Annotated in this window: 15 protein-coding genes and 1 tRNA gene; 7 read left to right on the forward strand and 9 right to left on the reverse strand. The window is 67.1% G+C overall.

Annotated elements, in window-relative coordinates; all coding sequences use genetic code 11:
* Nucleotides 1-97: 97 nt before the first annotated feature.
* From lptF to AC5LXK_RS13245, 3 genes are read left to right on the forward strand one after another with little or no spacing between them, the layout of a single operon-like run.
* The gene (gene lptF / locus AC5LXK_RS13235) at nucleotides 98-1,189 is read left to right on the forward strand and encodes an LPS export ABC transporter permease LptF (protein WP_493389220.1); all 1,092 of its coding nucleotides are present in this window, start codon (nucleotides 98-100) and stop codon (nucleotides 1,187-1,189) included.
* Between the two features lie 3 nt (nucleotides 1,190-1,192).
* On the forward strand, nucleotides 1,193-2,341 hold the full coding sequence (gene lptG, locus AC5LXK_RS13240; RefSeq protein ID WP_493389221.1) for an LPS export ABC transporter permease LptG: 1,149 nt from the start codon (nucleotides 1,193-1,195) through the stop codon (nucleotides 2,339-2,341).
* Nucleotides 2,342-2,368: 27 nt separating this feature from the next.
* Nucleotides 2,369-2,752 (forward strand): sirohydrochlorin chelatase, encoded by a 384-nt coding sequence (locus AC5LXK_RS13245; protein WP_493389222.1) that lies wholly within the window; start codon nucleotides 2,369-2,371, stop codon nucleotides 2,750-2,752.
* Between the two features lie 81 nt (nucleotides 2,753-2,833).
* Here AC5LXK_RS13245 and cobA read toward each other — a convergent pair whose 3' ends face one another.
* From cobA to AC5LXK_RS13275, 6 genes are all read right to left on the reverse strand, one after another.
* Entirely contained in the window at nucleotides 2,834-3,583 is a 750-nt protein-coding gene (gene cobA / locus AC5LXK_RS13250) for a uroporphyrinogen-III C-methyltransferase (RefSeq protein WP_493389223.1), read from the reverse strand.
* A 65-nt stretch (nucleotides 3,584-3,648) separates the two neighbouring features.
* Nucleotides 3,649-4,965 (reverse strand): sulfate adenylyltransferase subunit 1, encoded by a 1,317-nt coding sequence (locus tag AC5LXK_RS13255; protein WP_493389224.1) that lies wholly within the window; start codon nucleotides 4,963-4,965, stop codon nucleotides 3,649-3,651.
* A 22-nt stretch (nucleotides 4,966-4,987) separates the two neighbouring features.
* Entirely contained in the window at nucleotides 4,988-5,950 is a 963-nt protein-coding gene (gene cysD, locus AC5LXK_RS13260) for a sulfate adenylyltransferase subunit CysD (protein ID WP_493389225.1), read from the reverse strand.
* 75 nt (nucleotides 5,951-6,025) lie between these two features.
* Entirely contained in the window at nucleotides 6,026-6,769 is a 744-nt protein-coding gene (locus tag AC5LXK_RS13265) for a phosphoadenylyl-sulfate reductase (RefSeq protein WP_493389226.1), read from the reverse strand.
* Nucleotides 6,766-7,308 (reverse strand): DUF934 domain-containing protein, encoded by a 543-nt coding sequence (locus AC5LXK_RS13270; protein ID WP_493389227.1) that lies wholly within the window; start codon nucleotides 7,306-7,308, stop codon nucleotides 6,766-6,768. Before AC5LXK_RS13270 ends, AC5LXK_RS13265 begins: the two co-directional genes overlap by 4 nt.
* 26 nt (nucleotides 7,309-7,334) lie before the next feature.
* A complete protein-coding gene (locus AC5LXK_RS13275) occupies nucleotides 7,335-9,014 on the reverse strand; it encodes a nitrite/sulfite reductase (protein WP_493389228.1) in 1,680 nt (559 codons plus the stop codon).
* A 214-nt stretch (nucleotides 9,015-9,228) separates the two neighbouring features.
* Between AC5LXK_RS13275 and AC5LXK_RS13280 the strand changes: the two genes are divergently transcribed.
* The 3 genes from AC5LXK_RS13280 to AC5LXK_RS13290 all read left to right on the forward strand — a co-directional run bounded on the left by AC5LXK_RS13280 (nucleotide 9,229) and on the right by AC5LXK_RS13290 (nucleotide 11,570).
* On the forward strand, nucleotides 9,229-10,170 hold the full coding sequence (locus AC5LXK_RS13280) for a CysB family HTH-type transcriptional regulator (protein ID WP_113045514.1): 942 nt from the start codon (nucleotides 9,229-9,231) through the stop codon (nucleotides 10,168-10,170).
* A 62-nt stretch (nucleotides 10,171-10,232) separates the two neighbouring features.
* Nucleotides 10,233-11,390 (forward strand): ABC transporter substrate-binding protein, encoded by a 1,158-nt coding sequence (locus AC5LXK_RS13285; RefSeq protein WP_493389229.1) that lies wholly within the window; start codon nucleotides 10,233-10,235, stop codon nucleotides 11,388-11,390.
* Nucleotides 11,391-11,485: 95 nt separating this feature from the next.
* Nucleotides 11,486-11,570: transfer RNA gene (locus tag AC5LXK_RS13290), tRNA-Leu, on the forward strand.
* A gap of 97 nt (nucleotides 11,571-11,667) precedes the next feature.
* On the opposite strand, the gene AC5LXK_RS13295 is transcribed toward AC5LXK_RS13290, so the two are convergent.
* Nucleotides 11,668-12,558, reverse strand: a complete 891-nt coding sequence (locus AC5LXK_RS13295; protein ID WP_493389230.1) for an alpha/beta fold hydrolase — start codon at nucleotides 12,556-12,558, stop codon at nucleotides 11,668-11,670.
* Between the two features lie 108 nt (nucleotides 12,559-12,666).
* Between AC5LXK_RS13295 and AC5LXK_RS13300 the strand changes: the two genes are divergently transcribed.
* The gene (locus tag AC5LXK_RS13300) at nucleotides 12,667-13,563 is read left to right on the forward strand and encodes a LysR family transcriptional regulator (protein WP_493389231.1); all 897 of its coding nucleotides are present in this window, start codon (nucleotides 12,667-12,669) and stop codon (nucleotides 13,561-13,563) included.
* 2 nt (nucleotides 13,564-13,565) lie between these two features.
* On the opposite strand, the gene AC5LXK_RS13305 is transcribed toward AC5LXK_RS13300, so the two are convergent.
* Entirely contained in the window at nucleotides 13,566-14,501 is a 936-nt protein-coding gene (locus AC5LXK_RS13305) for a LysR family transcriptional regulator (protein WP_493389232.1), read from the reverse strand.
* Between the two features lie 166 nt (nucleotides 14,502-14,667).
* Complete coding sequence (locus AC5LXK_RS13310) at nucleotides 14,668-15,441, reverse strand: SDR family oxidoreductase (protein ID WP_493389233.1); 774 nt, start codon at nucleotides 15,439-15,441, stop codon at nucleotides 14,668-14,670.
* Nucleotides 15,442-15,513 lie beyond the last annotated feature (72 nt).

The raw sequence follows: 15,513 nt of genomic DNA on the forward strand, positions 1-15,513 counted from the left end.
GGCTAAGGATGAAAGCCGCAATTATCCGCTATTTTTCCCGTGGCGGCGCGAGCGCTCCACCACGCGTGCGCAGCCTCCCGCCCTCTTCTCATCAAGAATGATCTTCGAACGCTCCCTCCAGCGCGAGCTTGCGTATACGGCTGGCGCCGTGTTCATGGTGCTGCTCACGATCATGCTCACGACGATGATGATCCGCATCGTCGGCTATGCCGCGTCCGGTGAAATCGATCCGCGGGACGTGCTCGTGCTGATCGGCCTGACCGTGATCGGCTATCTCGCCGTGATGCTGGTCGTCACGCTGTTCGTGTCGATCCTGTTCGTGCTGACCCGGTGGTACCGGGACTCCGAAATGGTGGTGTGGCTCGCGTCGGGCGTGAGCCTCACGCGCCTCATCAAGCCAATCGGCGTGTTCGCCACGCCGATCGTCCTGCTGATCGCGTTCTTCGCGTTCGTCGGCTGGCCGTGGTCGAACCAGCAGAGCAAGATGATCAAGGCCCGCTTCCAGCAGCGCGACGAGATCTCGCTGCTCGCGCCGGGCCAGTTCCGCGAGTCGGCCACGAACCACCGCGTGTTCTTCATCGAGAAGATGTCGCCTGACCAGAGCAAGGTGCAGAACGTATTCGTCACGTCGACCGAGAACGGCAAGGTCAACGTCGTCGTGTCGCAGACGGGGCACACGGAAACGCTGGACGGCAACCGTTTCGTCGTCCTGGAAGACGGCCGCCGCTACGACGGCACGCCCGGCCAGCCGAACTTCAAGATCATGGAGTTCGAACGCTACGGCGTGAAGATCACGAGCACCCCGGTCGTCAACGTGCCGACCACCAACAGCACGCCGACGCTCGACCTGCTGCGCAACCCGACCCGCGACAATCTCGCGGAATTCGCGTGGCGCGCGGGGCTGCCGCTGATCGCACTCAACCTGATGGTGCTCGGCATCCCGCTCGCGTACCAGAACCCGCGCCGCAGCCGTACGATCAACCTCGTGATGGCCGTGCTGATCTACCTGACGTACTCGAACCTGCTGAACGTCGTGCAGGCGCAGATCGAGCAGGGCAAGATGTCGTTCGGCGTCGGCCTCGTCGGCCTGCACGCGCTCGTCGCGGTGATCGTCGCGTTCATTTTCTGGTTGCGCGTGCGCAATCGTCCGCTGTTTACACGCGCGCTGTTCGGCCGCTCGGGAGCATGATCGATGCGGCTCTATGAAAAGTACTTCGCGCGACAGATCTACATCACGTTCGTCTTCATCCTGTTCGCGTTTTCGGGCCTGTTCTTCTTCTTCGACCTGATCAGCGAACTGAATTCGGTCGGGCACGGCAACTACAAGTTCGGCTACGCGGTGCTGCGCGTCGCGCTGCAGACGCCGTCGCGCTTCTACGAGATCATCCCGGTCGCCGCACTGATCAGCGCGATCTACGTGTTCGCGCAGATGGCCGCGAACTCGGAATTCACGATCTTCCGCGTGTCGGGCCTCGCGACCAACCAGGCGCTGCGCTCGCTGCTGAAGATCGGCGTGCCGCTCGTGATCGTCACCTACCTGATCGGCGAATTCGTCGGCCCGTACGCCGACCAGCTGTCGGAACGTGTGCGGCTGCAGGCACTCGGCGCGTCCGTGTCGTCGAACTTCCAGTCGGGCGTGTGGGTGAAGGACACGCTCGCGGCCCGCGAAAACGGCGAGCAGGTCACGCGCTTCGTCAACGTCGGCAGCCTGTCGCCCGACTCGACGATCAGCAACGTGCGCATCTACGAATTCGACTCGAAATTTCAGCTGCGGAACGTGCGGATCGCGCAGACGGGCAGCTACGAGCCGCCTGGCCACTGGCTGCTGAAGGGCGTCACCGAAACCGAGCTCACGCCGATCAAGCCGGTCACCGGCCAGCCGGCCGACGCGCTGAACCCGGTGTACCGGTCGCAGCAGGTGTCGCTACCCGAATACCGGCTGCGCTCCGACCTGACGCCGCAGATCCTGTCGGTGCTGCTCGTGTCGCCGGAGCGCATGTCGATCATCAACCTGTTCCGCTACATCCAGCACTTGCGCGAAAACCAGCAGGACACGCAGCGCTATGACATCGCGCTGTGGCGCAAGCTGCTGTATCCGTTCGCGGTGTTCGTGATGCTCGTGCTGTCGCTGCCGTTCGCGTACCTGCACACGCGTGCGGGCGTGGTCGGCGTGAAGGTGTTCGGCGGCATCATGCTCGGCATGAGCTTCCAGCTGCTCAATACGCTGTTCTCTCACATCGGCACGCTGAACACGTGGCCGGCACCGCTCACTGCGGCGACGCCGGGCCTGATCTATCTCGCGCTCGGGCTGTTCGCGCTCAAGTGGGTCGACCGGCACTGAGCGCCGCGCCACGACGGAGGCTTCGACATGCGTTCGCACGGCATCGTCCTGTTCGGCCACGGCGCTCGCGACCCGCGCTGGGCCGAGCCGTTCGAGCGGCTCGCCGCGCGGTTGCGCGGCACCGGCTCCCCTGCCGCGCAGGTGTCGCTAGCGTTTCTCGAATTGATGACACCGTCGCTCGGTGAGGCCGTCGCCGCGCAAGTCGCGGCCGGCTGCACGCGCATCACCGTGGTGCCCGTGTTCTTCGGCCAGGGCGGCCACGTCCGCCGTGACCTGCCGCAGCTCGTCGATGCATGCCGCGCCGCACATCCGGGCATCGAGATCCGCTGCGCGACGGCCGTCGGCGAAGACGACGGCGTGCTCGACGCGATCGCGCGCTATTGCGTCGACCAGATCGGCGACGACGCGTAGGCCACCCTTTCCCCGTGCACAAAGAAAAAGCGCTGGCCGAAGCCAGCGCTTTTTTCGTTTCGGACTGCCGTCGAACCGCGCTCAGGCGGCATTGCGCAGCGGATCGCCCGCGCTCATCTGCCGGGCTCGCTCGGCGAATGCATCGCCGATCATCAGCAGGCTCGGCTCCGCAGGATCGAGCCACGCCTGCGCGTCGCCCGCCGCCATCTGCGCGAGCGTCAGCGTCAGCGAGCGCTCGCGCGCGGTACTGCATGCCTCGACGATCGCCACGGGCGTCGCCGGTGCACGGCCGGCGTCGATCAGTTCCTGCGCGATGCCGGGCGCGCTGTCGCGGCCCATGTAGTAGACGATCGAATCGGCGCGCGCGGCCTCGCGGATCTCGTCGCTGCCCGGTGCACGGCTGTGCGTCGCGAACGCGACGCTGCGCGACACGCCGCGCAACGTCAGCGAGCGCTTCAGCGTCGCCGCGCCGGCCAGCGCCGCGGTGATGCCCGGCACGACCTCGTAGTCGATGCCGGCCGCCTCGAGCGCGCGCATTTCCTCTTCGGCGCGACCGAACAGCATCGGGTCGCCGCCCTTCAGCCGCACGACGCACGCGTGCTCGCGCGCCGCGTCGACGATCTGCTTGTTGATGAAATGCTGCGCGGTCGAACGCTGCCCGCAGCGCTTGCCAACCGCGATCCGGCGCGCGTTCGGCGCGTAGTCGAGCATCGCGGGCTCGACGAGCGCGTCGTGCAGCACGACATCCGCCTGCGCGAGCAGGCGCGCGCCGCGCACCGTGATGAGGTCGGCCGCGCCCGGCCCTGCTCCGATCAGATACACCTTGCCCATGTTTGTCGCTTCGCTAGGGTCCTGCGACGGCGGCCGGCCGGCCCGCACGCCGCTCAGATTGACGATTACGCCGAGAACGCGCGGATCATGCCCGCGGCGACCGTGTGGTGCGTCGCCTCGTCGATCAGCACGAACGCGCCCGTACCCGGATGCGCATCGTACGTGTCGCAGACGATCGGCTTCTGCAGCGTCAGCGCGACGCGGCCGATGTCGTTCATCTTCAGTTCGTGACGGTCGGTGGCGTGCGACAGCGTATGCACGTCGAGCACCTGCTTGACCGCACCGATCTTCGCGAACACCGTGCTCGTGGTCTGCTTCAGCAGGTACTTGCGCTGCGACGACAGCGGCGTCTCGTCGAACCAGCACAGGTCGGCCTCGAGCTTCTTGGCCGGCTCGACCGGCTCGGCGGTCGTGACGAACATGTCGCCGCGCGACACGTCGACATCCTCGCCGAGGCGGATCGTCACCGTCTGGCCCGCGAACGCGTGCGCGACCGACGCGGTGCCGCCCGGCACCGGCGCGACGATCTCGGCGACCGTCGCCGTGCGGTTCGACGGCAGCACGACGATCTCGTCGCCGACCTTCACTTCGCCCGACTCGATCCGGCCCATGTAGCCGCGGAAATCGTCGGCCGAGCTGCCATCCTGGCGCGCGACCCACTGCACCGGGAAGCGCAGCGCGTCATGCGCCTGCGTCTCGACCGGCAGCGACTCGAGCACGTCGAGGAGCGGTTCGCCCGCGTACCACGGCATGCGCTCGCTCGCGCCGACGATGTTGTCACCCTTCAGCGCCGACACCGGCACGAAACGCACCTCGGTGATGCCGAGCTGCTTCGCGAGGGCGACGTATGCGTCGCGGATCTCGTTGAAGCGCGCCTCGCTGTATTCGACGAGGTCCATCTTGTTGATCGCGACGATCACGTGCTGCAGCCCGAGCAGCTTGACGATCGCGCTGTGGCGCTTGGTCTGCGGCAGCAGATCCGCCACGCCGTTCTCGATCGTCACGCGCGTCGCGTCGATCAGGATGATCGCCGCGTGCGCGGTCGATGCACCCGTCACCATGTTGCGCGTGTACTGCTCGTGGCCCGGCGTGTCGGCGATGATGAACTTGCGCTTCGCGGTCGCGAAGTAGCGGTACGCGACGTCGATCGTGATGCCCTGCTCGCGCTCGGCTTCGAGGCCGTCCGTCAGCAGCGCGAGATCGAGCTCGTCGCCGACCGTGCGCTTGTTCTTCGCGCGCGACAGCGCGGACAGCTGGTCGGACAGCACCGCCTTGCTGTCGTACAGCAGGCGGCCGATCAGCGTGCTCTTGCCGTCGTCGACGCTGCCCGCGGTGATGAAACGCAACACGCCGAGGTCTTCGGTGTTCTCGATGATGCTCATGATGTGAATGTCCTCGTGTGCTTCAGAAATAACCTTGCTTCTTGCGCTGTTCCATCGCGGCTTCGGACGCCTGGTCGTCCATCCGGGTCGCGCCGCGTTCGGTGATCTCGGTCACCGCCGTCTCGGCGATGATCTTCTCGACGTCGTCCGCATCGCTTTCGACCGGGCACGTGCAGCTGATGTCGCCGACCGTACGGAAGCGCACTTGCGCGAGCTCGCTCGTCTCGCCGTCACGCATCGGCGTGAGCGGCGTGACCGGCACGAGCAGCCCGTTGCGGCGCACGATCTCGCGCTGGTGCGCGTAGTAGATCGACGGCAGTTCGAGGTTCTCGCGCGCGATGTACTGCCACACGTCGAGCTCGGTCCAGTTCGAGATCGGGAACACGCGCAGGTGCTCGCCCTTGTGCAGGCGGGCGTTGTACAGGCTCCACAGTTCCGGGCGCTGCGCCTTCGGATCCCACTGGCCGAATTCGTCGCGGAACGAGAAGATGCGCTCCTTCGCACGCGCCTTCTCTTCGTCGCGGCGCGCGCCGCCGATCAGCGCCGTGTAGCCGTACTGCTCGATCGTCTCGAGCAGCGTGACGGCCTGCGCGGCGTTGCGCGAATCGGTTTCGCGGCGCAGCACGACCGTGCCGCGCTTGATCGAATCCTCGACGTGGCCGACGATCAGCTCGGCGCCGAGCTCCTGCGCACGGCGATCGCGGAAATCGATCACTTCTTCGTAATTGTGGCCCGTGTCGATGTGCACGAGCGGGAACGGCAGCGTCGTCTTGCGGTTCGCGCCGAGGCCGAACGCTTTAAGGGCCAGATGCAGCACGACGACCGAATCCTTGCCGCCCGAGAACAGCAGCGCCGGCTTGCTGCACTCGGCAACCAGCTCGCGCAGGATGTGGATCGACTCGGCTTCGAGCCAGTCGAGGTGGCCCATGCGGCTGTCTGCGCCGGTGGCCGGGGCAAAGGCGGATTGCTCGAGCGTCGTGCTCATGATTTCAGTCCTTCTCTTCTGGGTTCGTGCCGCCCGCTTTCGCCGGCGGCGCAATATTCAGTTTCTTGTCGGCTTTCAGTGCGTGGCGCCAGCTTCGGCTTCCGCGGGAATCGGCGTGATCGTGATGTGCAGGCCGCATTCCTTCGTATCGCGCGATTCCCACCACCAGCGGCCCGCGCGGCTGTCCTCGCCGGGGCGGATCGCTCGCGTACACGGCTCGCAGCCGATGCTCGGGTAGCCGCGCGCATGCAGCGGGTTGACCGGCACGTCAAACGCGTCAAGGTACGTCCACACGTCGGCTTCCGTCCAGTCGGCGAGCGGGTTGTACTTCACGATCCCGCGCGCGTCGTCCTGTTCTTCCTCGTGCAGCTCCGCACGCGTGACCGACTGCTCGCGGCGCTGGCCGGTGACCCACGCGCCGACGTCCGCCAGCGCGCGGTTCAGCGGCTCGACCTTGCGGATGTGGCAGCACGACTTGCGCAGCTCGACGCTCTCGTAGAACGCGTTCAGCCCGTGCGCGGCAACGTACTGGTCGACCGCGTCCTGCTGCGGGTGGAACTGCTCGATCTCGTAGCCGTAGCGCTCGCGCACGCGGTCGATCATGCCGAGCGTTTCCGCATGCAGGCGGCCCGTGTTCAGCGAGAAGATGCCGATCGACACGCCCTTCGACAGGATCGCGTGCGTGAGCAGCATGTCTTCCGCCGCGAGGCTGCTCGCGAACTTCACCTTGTCGTGACGGGCGCCGATCTGCGCGAGCAGCGCATCGAGGCGCTCGACCTTCGCGGCGAGTTCCGGCGTCAGCGCGGTGGCGGAACTCATGCGCTCACCTTCGCGTCGGCGGCGGCAGCGCGGCGGCGGAACAGCGGTGCCGGCTCGTCGAACGCGCCCTGGTAACGCTGCGTGAATTCCGAGAACGCATTCAGCGCGTCGCGGATGTCCTTGTCGGCACGCACCGCGAAGGCGTCGAAGCCGCAACGCGACATGTACAGCAGCTGGTCGCGCAGCACGTCGCCGATCGCGCGCAGCTCGCCGGTCCAGCCGTGACGCTCGCGCAGCAGGCGGCCGATACTGTAACCGCGGCCGTCCGCGAAGCGCGGGAATTCGACCGCGATCAGCGAAATCGCGCCGAAATCGGCCACGAGGTCGGCCGGTTCGCTGTCCGGCGCAAGCCACACGCCGAGTTCGTCCTTCGTCTTCGCGGCGACCAGCGCCGCACGCTCGGCCTGCCAGAACGCGAACGGCACCAGCACCTTGCCGGCCGGCAATGCGTCGACCGTGGGCAGCGCACCGTCTTCCGCCGCGCGCACGACCTGCCATGCATCGTCGATCACTGCGCGGTTCTTGATAATCGAAGCCATCTGCAAAATTCCTTCTACCCGGTTGGTTACGCGTTCACTGCCTGGCGCGCCGCATACACGCGCTCCTTGAACGGCGCGATGCCGATGCGGTCGTACGTGTCGATGAAGCGCTCGCCGTCGACGCGTGCCTCGACGAACGTGTCGATCAGCTTCGCGATCACGTCCGGCACTTCTTCCGCGGAGAACGACGGCCCGATCACGCGGCCGAGGCGCGCGCCGTTCTGGCCCGTGCCCTGCTCGCCGCCAAGCGACACCTGGTACCACTCGGCGCCGTCCTTGTCGACGCCGAGGATGCCGATGTTGCCGACGTGATGGTGACCGCACGAGTTCATGCAACCGGAGATATTCAGCGACAGGTCGCCGAGGTCGTACACGTAGTCCAGATCGTCGAAACGCTGCTGGATGCCGAGCGCGATCGGGATCGACTTCGCGTTCGCGAGCGAGCAGAAGTCGCCGCCCGGGCACGCGATGATGTCGGTCAGCAGGCCGATGTTCGGCGTCGCGAAACCGGCCGCCTTCGCCTTTTCCCACACCGCGAACAGGTCGTGCTTCTTCACGTTCGCGAGAATCAGGTTCTGCTCGTGCGATACGCGCAGCTCGCCGAACGAGTACGCGTCGGCCCAGTCGGCCACCAGCTCCATCTGCGCGTCGGTCGCGTCGCCCGGGGCCACGCGGTGATCCTTCAGCGACAGCGTGACGGCGGCATAGCCCGGCACCTTGTGCGGCGCGACGTTACGCTCGACCCAGCGCGCGAACGCCTTGTTCTCGAGCAGGTGCTGTTCGAACGATGCGTCGGTATCGGCCAGCTTCTCGTAGACGGGCGGCTTGAAGTACTGCGACACGCGGTCGAGCTCGGCCTGCGTGAGCGTCGACGGGCCGTCCTTCAGGTGCTGCCACTCTTCCTCGACCTGCTGCGCGAACTTCGCCGGCGACAGCGCCTTCACGAGGATCTTGATCCGCGCCTTGTACAGGTTGTCGCGGCGGCCGTAGCGGTTGTACACGCGCAGCACGGCTTCGCAATACGTGATCAGGTGCTGCCACGGCAGGTCTTCCTTGATCACCGCGCCGACGATCGGCGTACGGCCGAGGCCGCCGCCCGCGAGGATGCTCGCGACCACTTCGCCCTGCGCGTTCTTCTTCAGGTACACGCCGAGGTCGTGGATCTGCACGGCCGCGCGGTCGTCCTTCGACCCCGACACCGCGATCTTGAACTTGCGCGGCAGCCATGCGAATTCGGGATGGAACGTCGACCACTGGCGCAAGACCTCGGCCCACGGGCGCGGATCGATCTCTTCGTCCTGCGCGACGCCGGCGAACTGGTCGGCCGTGATGTTGCGGATGCAGTTGCCCGACGTCTGGATCGCGTGCATCTGCACGGACGCGAGCTTCGCGAGGATCTCGGGCGTGTCTTCCAGCTCGACCCAGTTGAACTGGATGTTCGAGCGGGTCGAGAAGTGGCCGTAGCCGCGGTCGTGTTCACGGGCGATGCGCGCCAGCATCCGGAGCTGGTCGCTGCGCAGGTTGCCGTACGGAATCGCGATGCGGTGCATGTACGCGTGGCGCTGCATGTACAGGCCGTTCTGCAGGCGCAGCGGCCGGAACTCGTCTTCGCTCAACTCGCCCGACAGCCGGCGGCGCACCTGATCGCGGTACTGCGCGACACGCTCGTCGACGATCGTCTGGTCGTATTGGTCGTACTGATACATTCGGGGACCCCAGGGTTTTCGTGGTGACCGCGCGACGTCCTAGCCACGTCGCGCCCGAATCTCCGTTCCGCCGTCACCGCTCCCATCCGCTGCCGGGTGGATTGCTAATGACGAAAACAGATATCCATATTTGAAAAACTCCGGTGAATCGTAATAAACTCGCCTTATATTTCAAACGACTAAAAAATTCTGTTGATATGCGGAAGGGTTATAAATGAACCTGCACCAATTTCGCTTCGTGCGCGAGGCCGTCCGGCAGAATTTCAACCTCACCGAGGCCGCCAAGGCGCTCTACACGTCGCAACCGGGGGTTTCGAAGGCGATCATCGAGCTCGAGGACGAGCTGGGCGTGGAGATCTTCACGCGGCACGGCAAGCGCGTGCGCTCGCTCACCGAGCCGGGCAGGATCATCCTCGCATCGGTCGAGCGGATCCTGCAGGAGGTTGAAAGCCTTAAAAGGGTCGGAAAAGATTATGCGGCGCAGGACCAGGGCAACCTGACCATCGCCGCCACCCACACGCAGGCCCGCTACTCGCTGCCGGCCGCGATCGCCGAGTTCAAGAAGCGCTTCCCGAAGGTGCACCTGTCGATCCTGCAGGGCAGCCCGACGCAGGTCGCCGAGATGGTGATCCACGACCAGGCCGATCTCGCGATCGCGACCGAGGCGATCTCCGACTACAAAGAGCTGGTGTCGCTGCCCTGCTTCCAGTGGCATCACGCGGCCGTCGTGCCGGCCGACCACCCGCTGCTCGAACGCAAGCCGGTCACGCTCGACGATCTCGCGCAGTACCCGCTGATTACGTACGACGACGCGTTCGCGGGCCGCAAGAAGATCAATCATGCGTTCGCGCTGCGCGGGCTGTCGCCGGACATCGTGCTCGAGGCGATCGACGCCGACGTGATCAAGACTTACGTCGAACTGGGCCTCGGCGTCGGCATCATGGCCGACATCGCGTTCAACCCGGAGCGCGACCGCAACCTGCGGCTGATCCCGGTCGGCCACCTGTTCGGCAGCAACGTGACGCGCGTCGCGCTGAAGCAGGGCGCCTACCTGCGCAGTTATGTGTATACGCTCGTCGAGCTGCTGTCGCCGACGCTGAACCGCAAGCTGATCGAACAGGCGCTCAAGGGCGAAGCCGAATCGTACGAGCTTTGACCAGCCTGGTCGAACAGGGACGCATATCGCGCCCCTTTTTACTGCCCGACGGAGATTCCCGCATGACGCTTCCCGCCCTGTTGCGCCGCGCCGCCGGCGCCGCCCTCGTGCTGGCCTGCGCGGCCGCGCATGCCGACCTGAAGGTCGGCGTCGACCTGTCGTCGACCGGCCCGGCCGCCGCGATCGGCATCACGAGCAAGAACGCGATCCTGATGTGGCCGAAGACGATCGCCGGGCAGCCCGTGCAGGTGACGGTGCTCGACGATGCATCGGACCCGGGCACCGCGGTGCGCAACATCCGCAAGCTGGTCGACGAGGATCACGTCGACGTCGTGGTCGGGCCGAACATCACGCCGGCCGCGCTGGCGGCGCTCGACGCCGTGGCCGCCGCGCAGACGCCGATGATCACGCTGGTCGGCTCCGCCGCGATCGTCGAGCCGCAGGAAGGCGCGCGGACCTGGGCGTTCAAGATGGCGCAGAGCGACAGCGCGATGGCCGACGTGATGACGCGCTACATGGCGAACCACGGCGTGAAGACGGTCGGCTTCATCGGCTTCGCGGACAGCTATGGCGACAGCTGGTTGAACGAATTCACGCGCTTCGCGGACCTGCGCAAGATCCGCATCATCGCAACCGAGCGCTTCAACCGCACCGATGCGAGCGTCACGGGCCAGGCGCTGAAGCTGATCGCGGCGAAACCCGACGCGATCCTGATCGCGGGTGCCGGCACGCCGACCGTGCTGCCGCAGCGCACGCTGATCGAGCGCGGCTACAAGGGCCCCATCTACCAGACGCACGGGATCGCGACGCCGGAATTCATCAAGCTCGGCGGTAAGGACGTCGACGGTACGCTGTTCCCGACCCAGCCGGTCGTCGTCGCGCGCACGCTGCCGGCCGACCATCCGGCCCGCAAGGCCGCGCTCGCGTTCGTCGATGCATACGAGGCGAAGTACGGCACCGGCACGGTCACGCAGTTCGCGGGCGACGCGGCAGGCGTCTACCCGCGCCTCGCCGACGCAGTCGGCCGCGCGCTGAAGACCGCACAGCCCGGCACGCCCGCGTTCCGCGCGGCGCTGCGCCGCGAGCTCGAACGCGCGCACGAGCTCGTCGTGCCGAACGGCGTCGTCAACACGAGCGACAAGGATCACGTGGGGCTCGACCAGCGCGCGAGCGTGATGGGAATCGTGAAGCAGGGCCGGTTCGTCTACCTGAGCCAGTAACGTGTGATCGGGCACCGGGTGGGTTGCCCGGGGCCCCGTTTTCCGCCATAATCCGCGTTTCGCCGCGTACAACCGCATGCGCGGCCAGGATCAAAGCCCAGGTGGTGAAATTGGTAGACGCAGGGGACTCAAAATCCCCCGCCGCAAGGCGTGCCGGTTCGATTCCGGCCCTGGGCACCAAGATTGCAGCGCTCGATGCGCTGAACGCTATCCGAACCCGCGAATGCCGAAGGCTTCGCGGGTTTTTTATTGCCCGGGCCGCCCGGCTCCGCCATCGTCAATCCCGCTCGCAGAACCGGAGAATCGCGTCCGCGACGGCCGCCGGCGCCTCGCGCTGCGGAAAGTGCCCGACCGCGTCGATTACCTGCCGCTCGTAGCGCCCGGTGAAGAACCGTTCGCGCCCGGACGAGCTGTCCGGATGATTGCAGGTGTCCGCGCCGCCGTGCAGCACGAGCGTCGGCACCGCCAGCACGGGCGCCGGGTTCAGCCGCGCATCGTCGCCCGCATACGCCGGCGTGCCCGGCGCGAAGCCCCAGCGCTGCCGGTACGAGTGCAGCACGACGTCGATCCAGTCGGGTCCGTCGAACGCGACGGCAGCCGCATCGAAATCGCTGTCGCGGTACCAGCCCGGCGGCGACCACGTATCCCACATCAGGCGGGCAAACGCGCGGCGATCGTCGCGCAGCGCCTGCTCGCCGCGCGGCGTCGCCATGAACCAGTGATACCAGTAATTGCGCGCCTGCTGCAGCGACAGCGGCTGGGCGGGATCGTTGGTGCCATACCCGACCGACAGCATCACGAGATGCGATGCGGCGCCGTCGCGCAACCCGCACGCATTCGCGGCCGCGCGGGCGCCCCAGTCGTGGCCGACCAGCACGGGCCGTTCGATGCCGAGCACGTCGACGAATTCGAGCAGGTCGCGCCCGAGCGCAGCAAGCTGGCCGCTGCGCGGCACGGAAGCCTCGCGAAAGCGCGTCGGTGCAAAACCGCGCAGCGCGGGTGCGAGCACGCGGTAGCCGCGCGCGGCGAGCGCAGCGGCCACCGGCTCCCAGCCGACCGGACTGTCCGGCCAGCCGTGCAGCAGCACGGCCACGCGCCCGCCCCGCGGATTCCATTCGAGATAGGCAATATCGAGCGACGCGGTCGTCGCCTGCGCGTAAGTCGTCATCGTGTACTCCGTCAGGTCAGTTTGAACGCACGATGGTAGGCTGGCCTTTCATCACGATTCACGGAGTATCATGATTCATTAGTCAAGTATTACGTTGAATTGATCGCCATGGAACCGCCGACCGATCCCGCGTCGACTTCGCTCGACATCGCGCTGCTGCGCACCTTCCTCGAAGTCGTCGACAGCCGCGGGTTCGCCCCGGCCGCGGAACGCCTCGCGTTGACGCCGTCCGCCGTCAGCGGCCACATCAAGCGGCTCGAACAGGCGGCCGGCACCGTGCTGCTCGCGCGCACGACACGCCGTATCGCGCTCACGCCGGCCGGCGACACGCTGTATGCGTACGCGCGCAACATCGTCGACATGGAGCGCGAAGTACGCGCGCGGCTGCGGGGCGCGCCGGCACACGGGCCGCTGCGGGTCGGCGCGTCGGAGGACTTCGCCGGGGCATGGCTGCCGCTCGTGCTGCGCACGTTCCGCGACCGTCACCCGCGCACGTCGATCGAGCTGAAGGTCGGGATCACCGCGTCGCTGCTGCGCGAGCAGACGCTCGGCAGGCTCGACGTCGTATTCGGCAAGCAGTGCCGGCAGGTCGACACGCCGGGCGAGCTGCTGTGGGAAGAGCCGCTCGTATGGGCGTTCGCGTCGGACCGCGCGCTCGACGCAGGCGGCGACGTGCCGCTCGCGCTGTTTCCGCAGCCGTGCGTCTATCGGGAGGCCGCCGTCGCGGCGCTCGCCGCCGCGCTGCGGCCGTTCCGCGTACTGTTCGAGAGCAGCAGCATGGCCGGCTGCGTGTCGGCAGCGCTCGCGGGCTTCGCGGTCACCGCGCTGGCCCGCAGCCAGCTGCGCAACGGCTTGCGCGAATGCGGGCCGCAGGACGGCCTGCCCGCGCTGCCGGCCGCACGCTTCTACGCGTTCGCGGCGAAACCGGACGGCCCGGGCGCGGCATTGATCGATGCCGTGCGGGCAATCGGGCGCGACACGCAGTTCGCGACACGCGCCGACTGAAGTCAGTCGCCCGCTGCGTCCGGCGTTTCCCCGGCCCTCGCCAGCGCATCCGTCATCAACTCGCCGAACCACTCGATGAATGCATTGAGCCGGCGCGACCGGTGCCGGCGATGCGGATACACGGCCGACACGTCCATCGGCTCGGCGCGGTGGCCGGGCATCACGTCGACGAGTGCGCCGCTCTCCAGCAGATGCCCGACGTCGAACCGTGGAATCTGGATCAGCCCCATTCCCGCGATGCAGCTGGCGATATAGGTTTCGGCGTTGTTGACGATCACGCGGCTCGGCAGCGTCAGCGTGTGCCGCTGCCCGTCCGCGCGGTATTCCCATCCGAGTTCGCGCCCCGTCGTCGGCGATGCATAGCCGATCGCCCAGTGCCCATGCGCGAGCGCATCCGGATGCTCGGGCACCCCGCATTCGCGCAGGTAGTCGGGGCTCGCGCAGTTGATCAGCGTGAATTGCCCGAGCGGGCGCACGACGAGGCTGCTGTCCGCGAGCCGCCCGACGCGGATCGCGCAATCGACGCCTTCCTGCACGAGGTCGATCGAGCGATCCGTCGAACCGAGCGACAACTGCAGCTTCGGGTAGCGGCGAAACAGCGACGGCAGCGCAGGCGCCACGACGCGGCGCGCGATCCGGCTGGGCACGTCGACGTTCAGCCGCCCCACCACGTCGCGGTCGCGGCGGCGAAACAGGCGGTCGAGTTCGTCGGCCTCCGCGAGCAGGCGCCGGCCGCGTTCGAGCAGCAGCGCGCCGTCGGCGGTCAATTGCACCTGACGCGTCGTGCGGTGCAGGAGACGCGTGCCGAGCCCCGTCTCGAGCTGCTGGACGGCCGCCGACACGGTCGCGCGCGGCACGTCGAGCGCGCGCGCGGCCTTGATGAAACTGCCCATCTCGGCAACCTGCAGGAAGATCCTGACCTGATCCAGCTTGTCCATCGGCGGAGAACCCGGGTTCGAACGACAGTCGCCGCCAGCCGCCGCGCATCGCGGCGCGCCTCGGCGGCACAAAGAAAACGGGCGCGTGGCCTCACGGCTACGCGCCCGTCCATTGTCCACGCAAACGCGCCATTACGGTGCGCCGCGCGGCCCGCGAGCGGCCGGGTTACTTGGTCGTATAGCCGCCGTTGATCAGGATCGTCTGCCCCGTGATCCACCAGCCGTCGGTCACGAGATGGCGGATGAACGGCACGACGTCCTCGATGTCGGTCAGGCCCGTCTTGCTGAACGGCGACAGCGCAGCGGCCGTCTTGTGATACGCGACCGCATCGGCACCTTCGGCCGGGTAGAAGAACGGCGTGTCCATCGGGCCGGGCCCGACGGCCGTCACCGAAATCCCGCGTGCGCCGTATTCCTTCGATGCGGCACGCGTGAAGTGTTCGACGGGCGCCTTCGAGCCTTCGTACGCCGCATAGAACGGCGTGAACGCGCCGAGCAGCGACGTCACGAGCGTGACGAGCTTGCCGTGATCCTCGAGGTGCCGCCCGGCTTCCTTGATGAAGAAGAACGCCGACTTGCTGTTGACCGCGAACATCTCGTCGTACTCGGCTTCGCTGATCTCGGTGAACGGCTTCTTCAATACCTTGCCGACCGTGTTGATCGCGATGTCGATCTTGCCGAAGCGCTGCTTCGCGTCGTCGAACAGCTTCCCGACCGCGGCGGCCGTCGTCAGGTCGGCCTGGAAAGTCGCGGCTTCCGCGCCGGCCGCGCGCACCGCGGCGGCCGTCTCCTCGGCCTGTGCCTGCGACGCCGCGCTGTTGTAGTGAATCGCCACCGCCTTCGCGCCGTGGCTTGCCAGATCGCGTGCGATCAGGCCGCCGAGATTCTTTGCCCCGCCTGCGATCAGGACGACCTTGTCTGCGAGCGTATGAGTTGCCACGGTTGACTCCTTTTTTCGTTGAACGAAGCTAGGAGTGTAGGCACACGCGACGCGCCGGTCAGCCGGTTGCGG

This window comes from Burkholderia pulmonis (assembly GCF_984667975.1).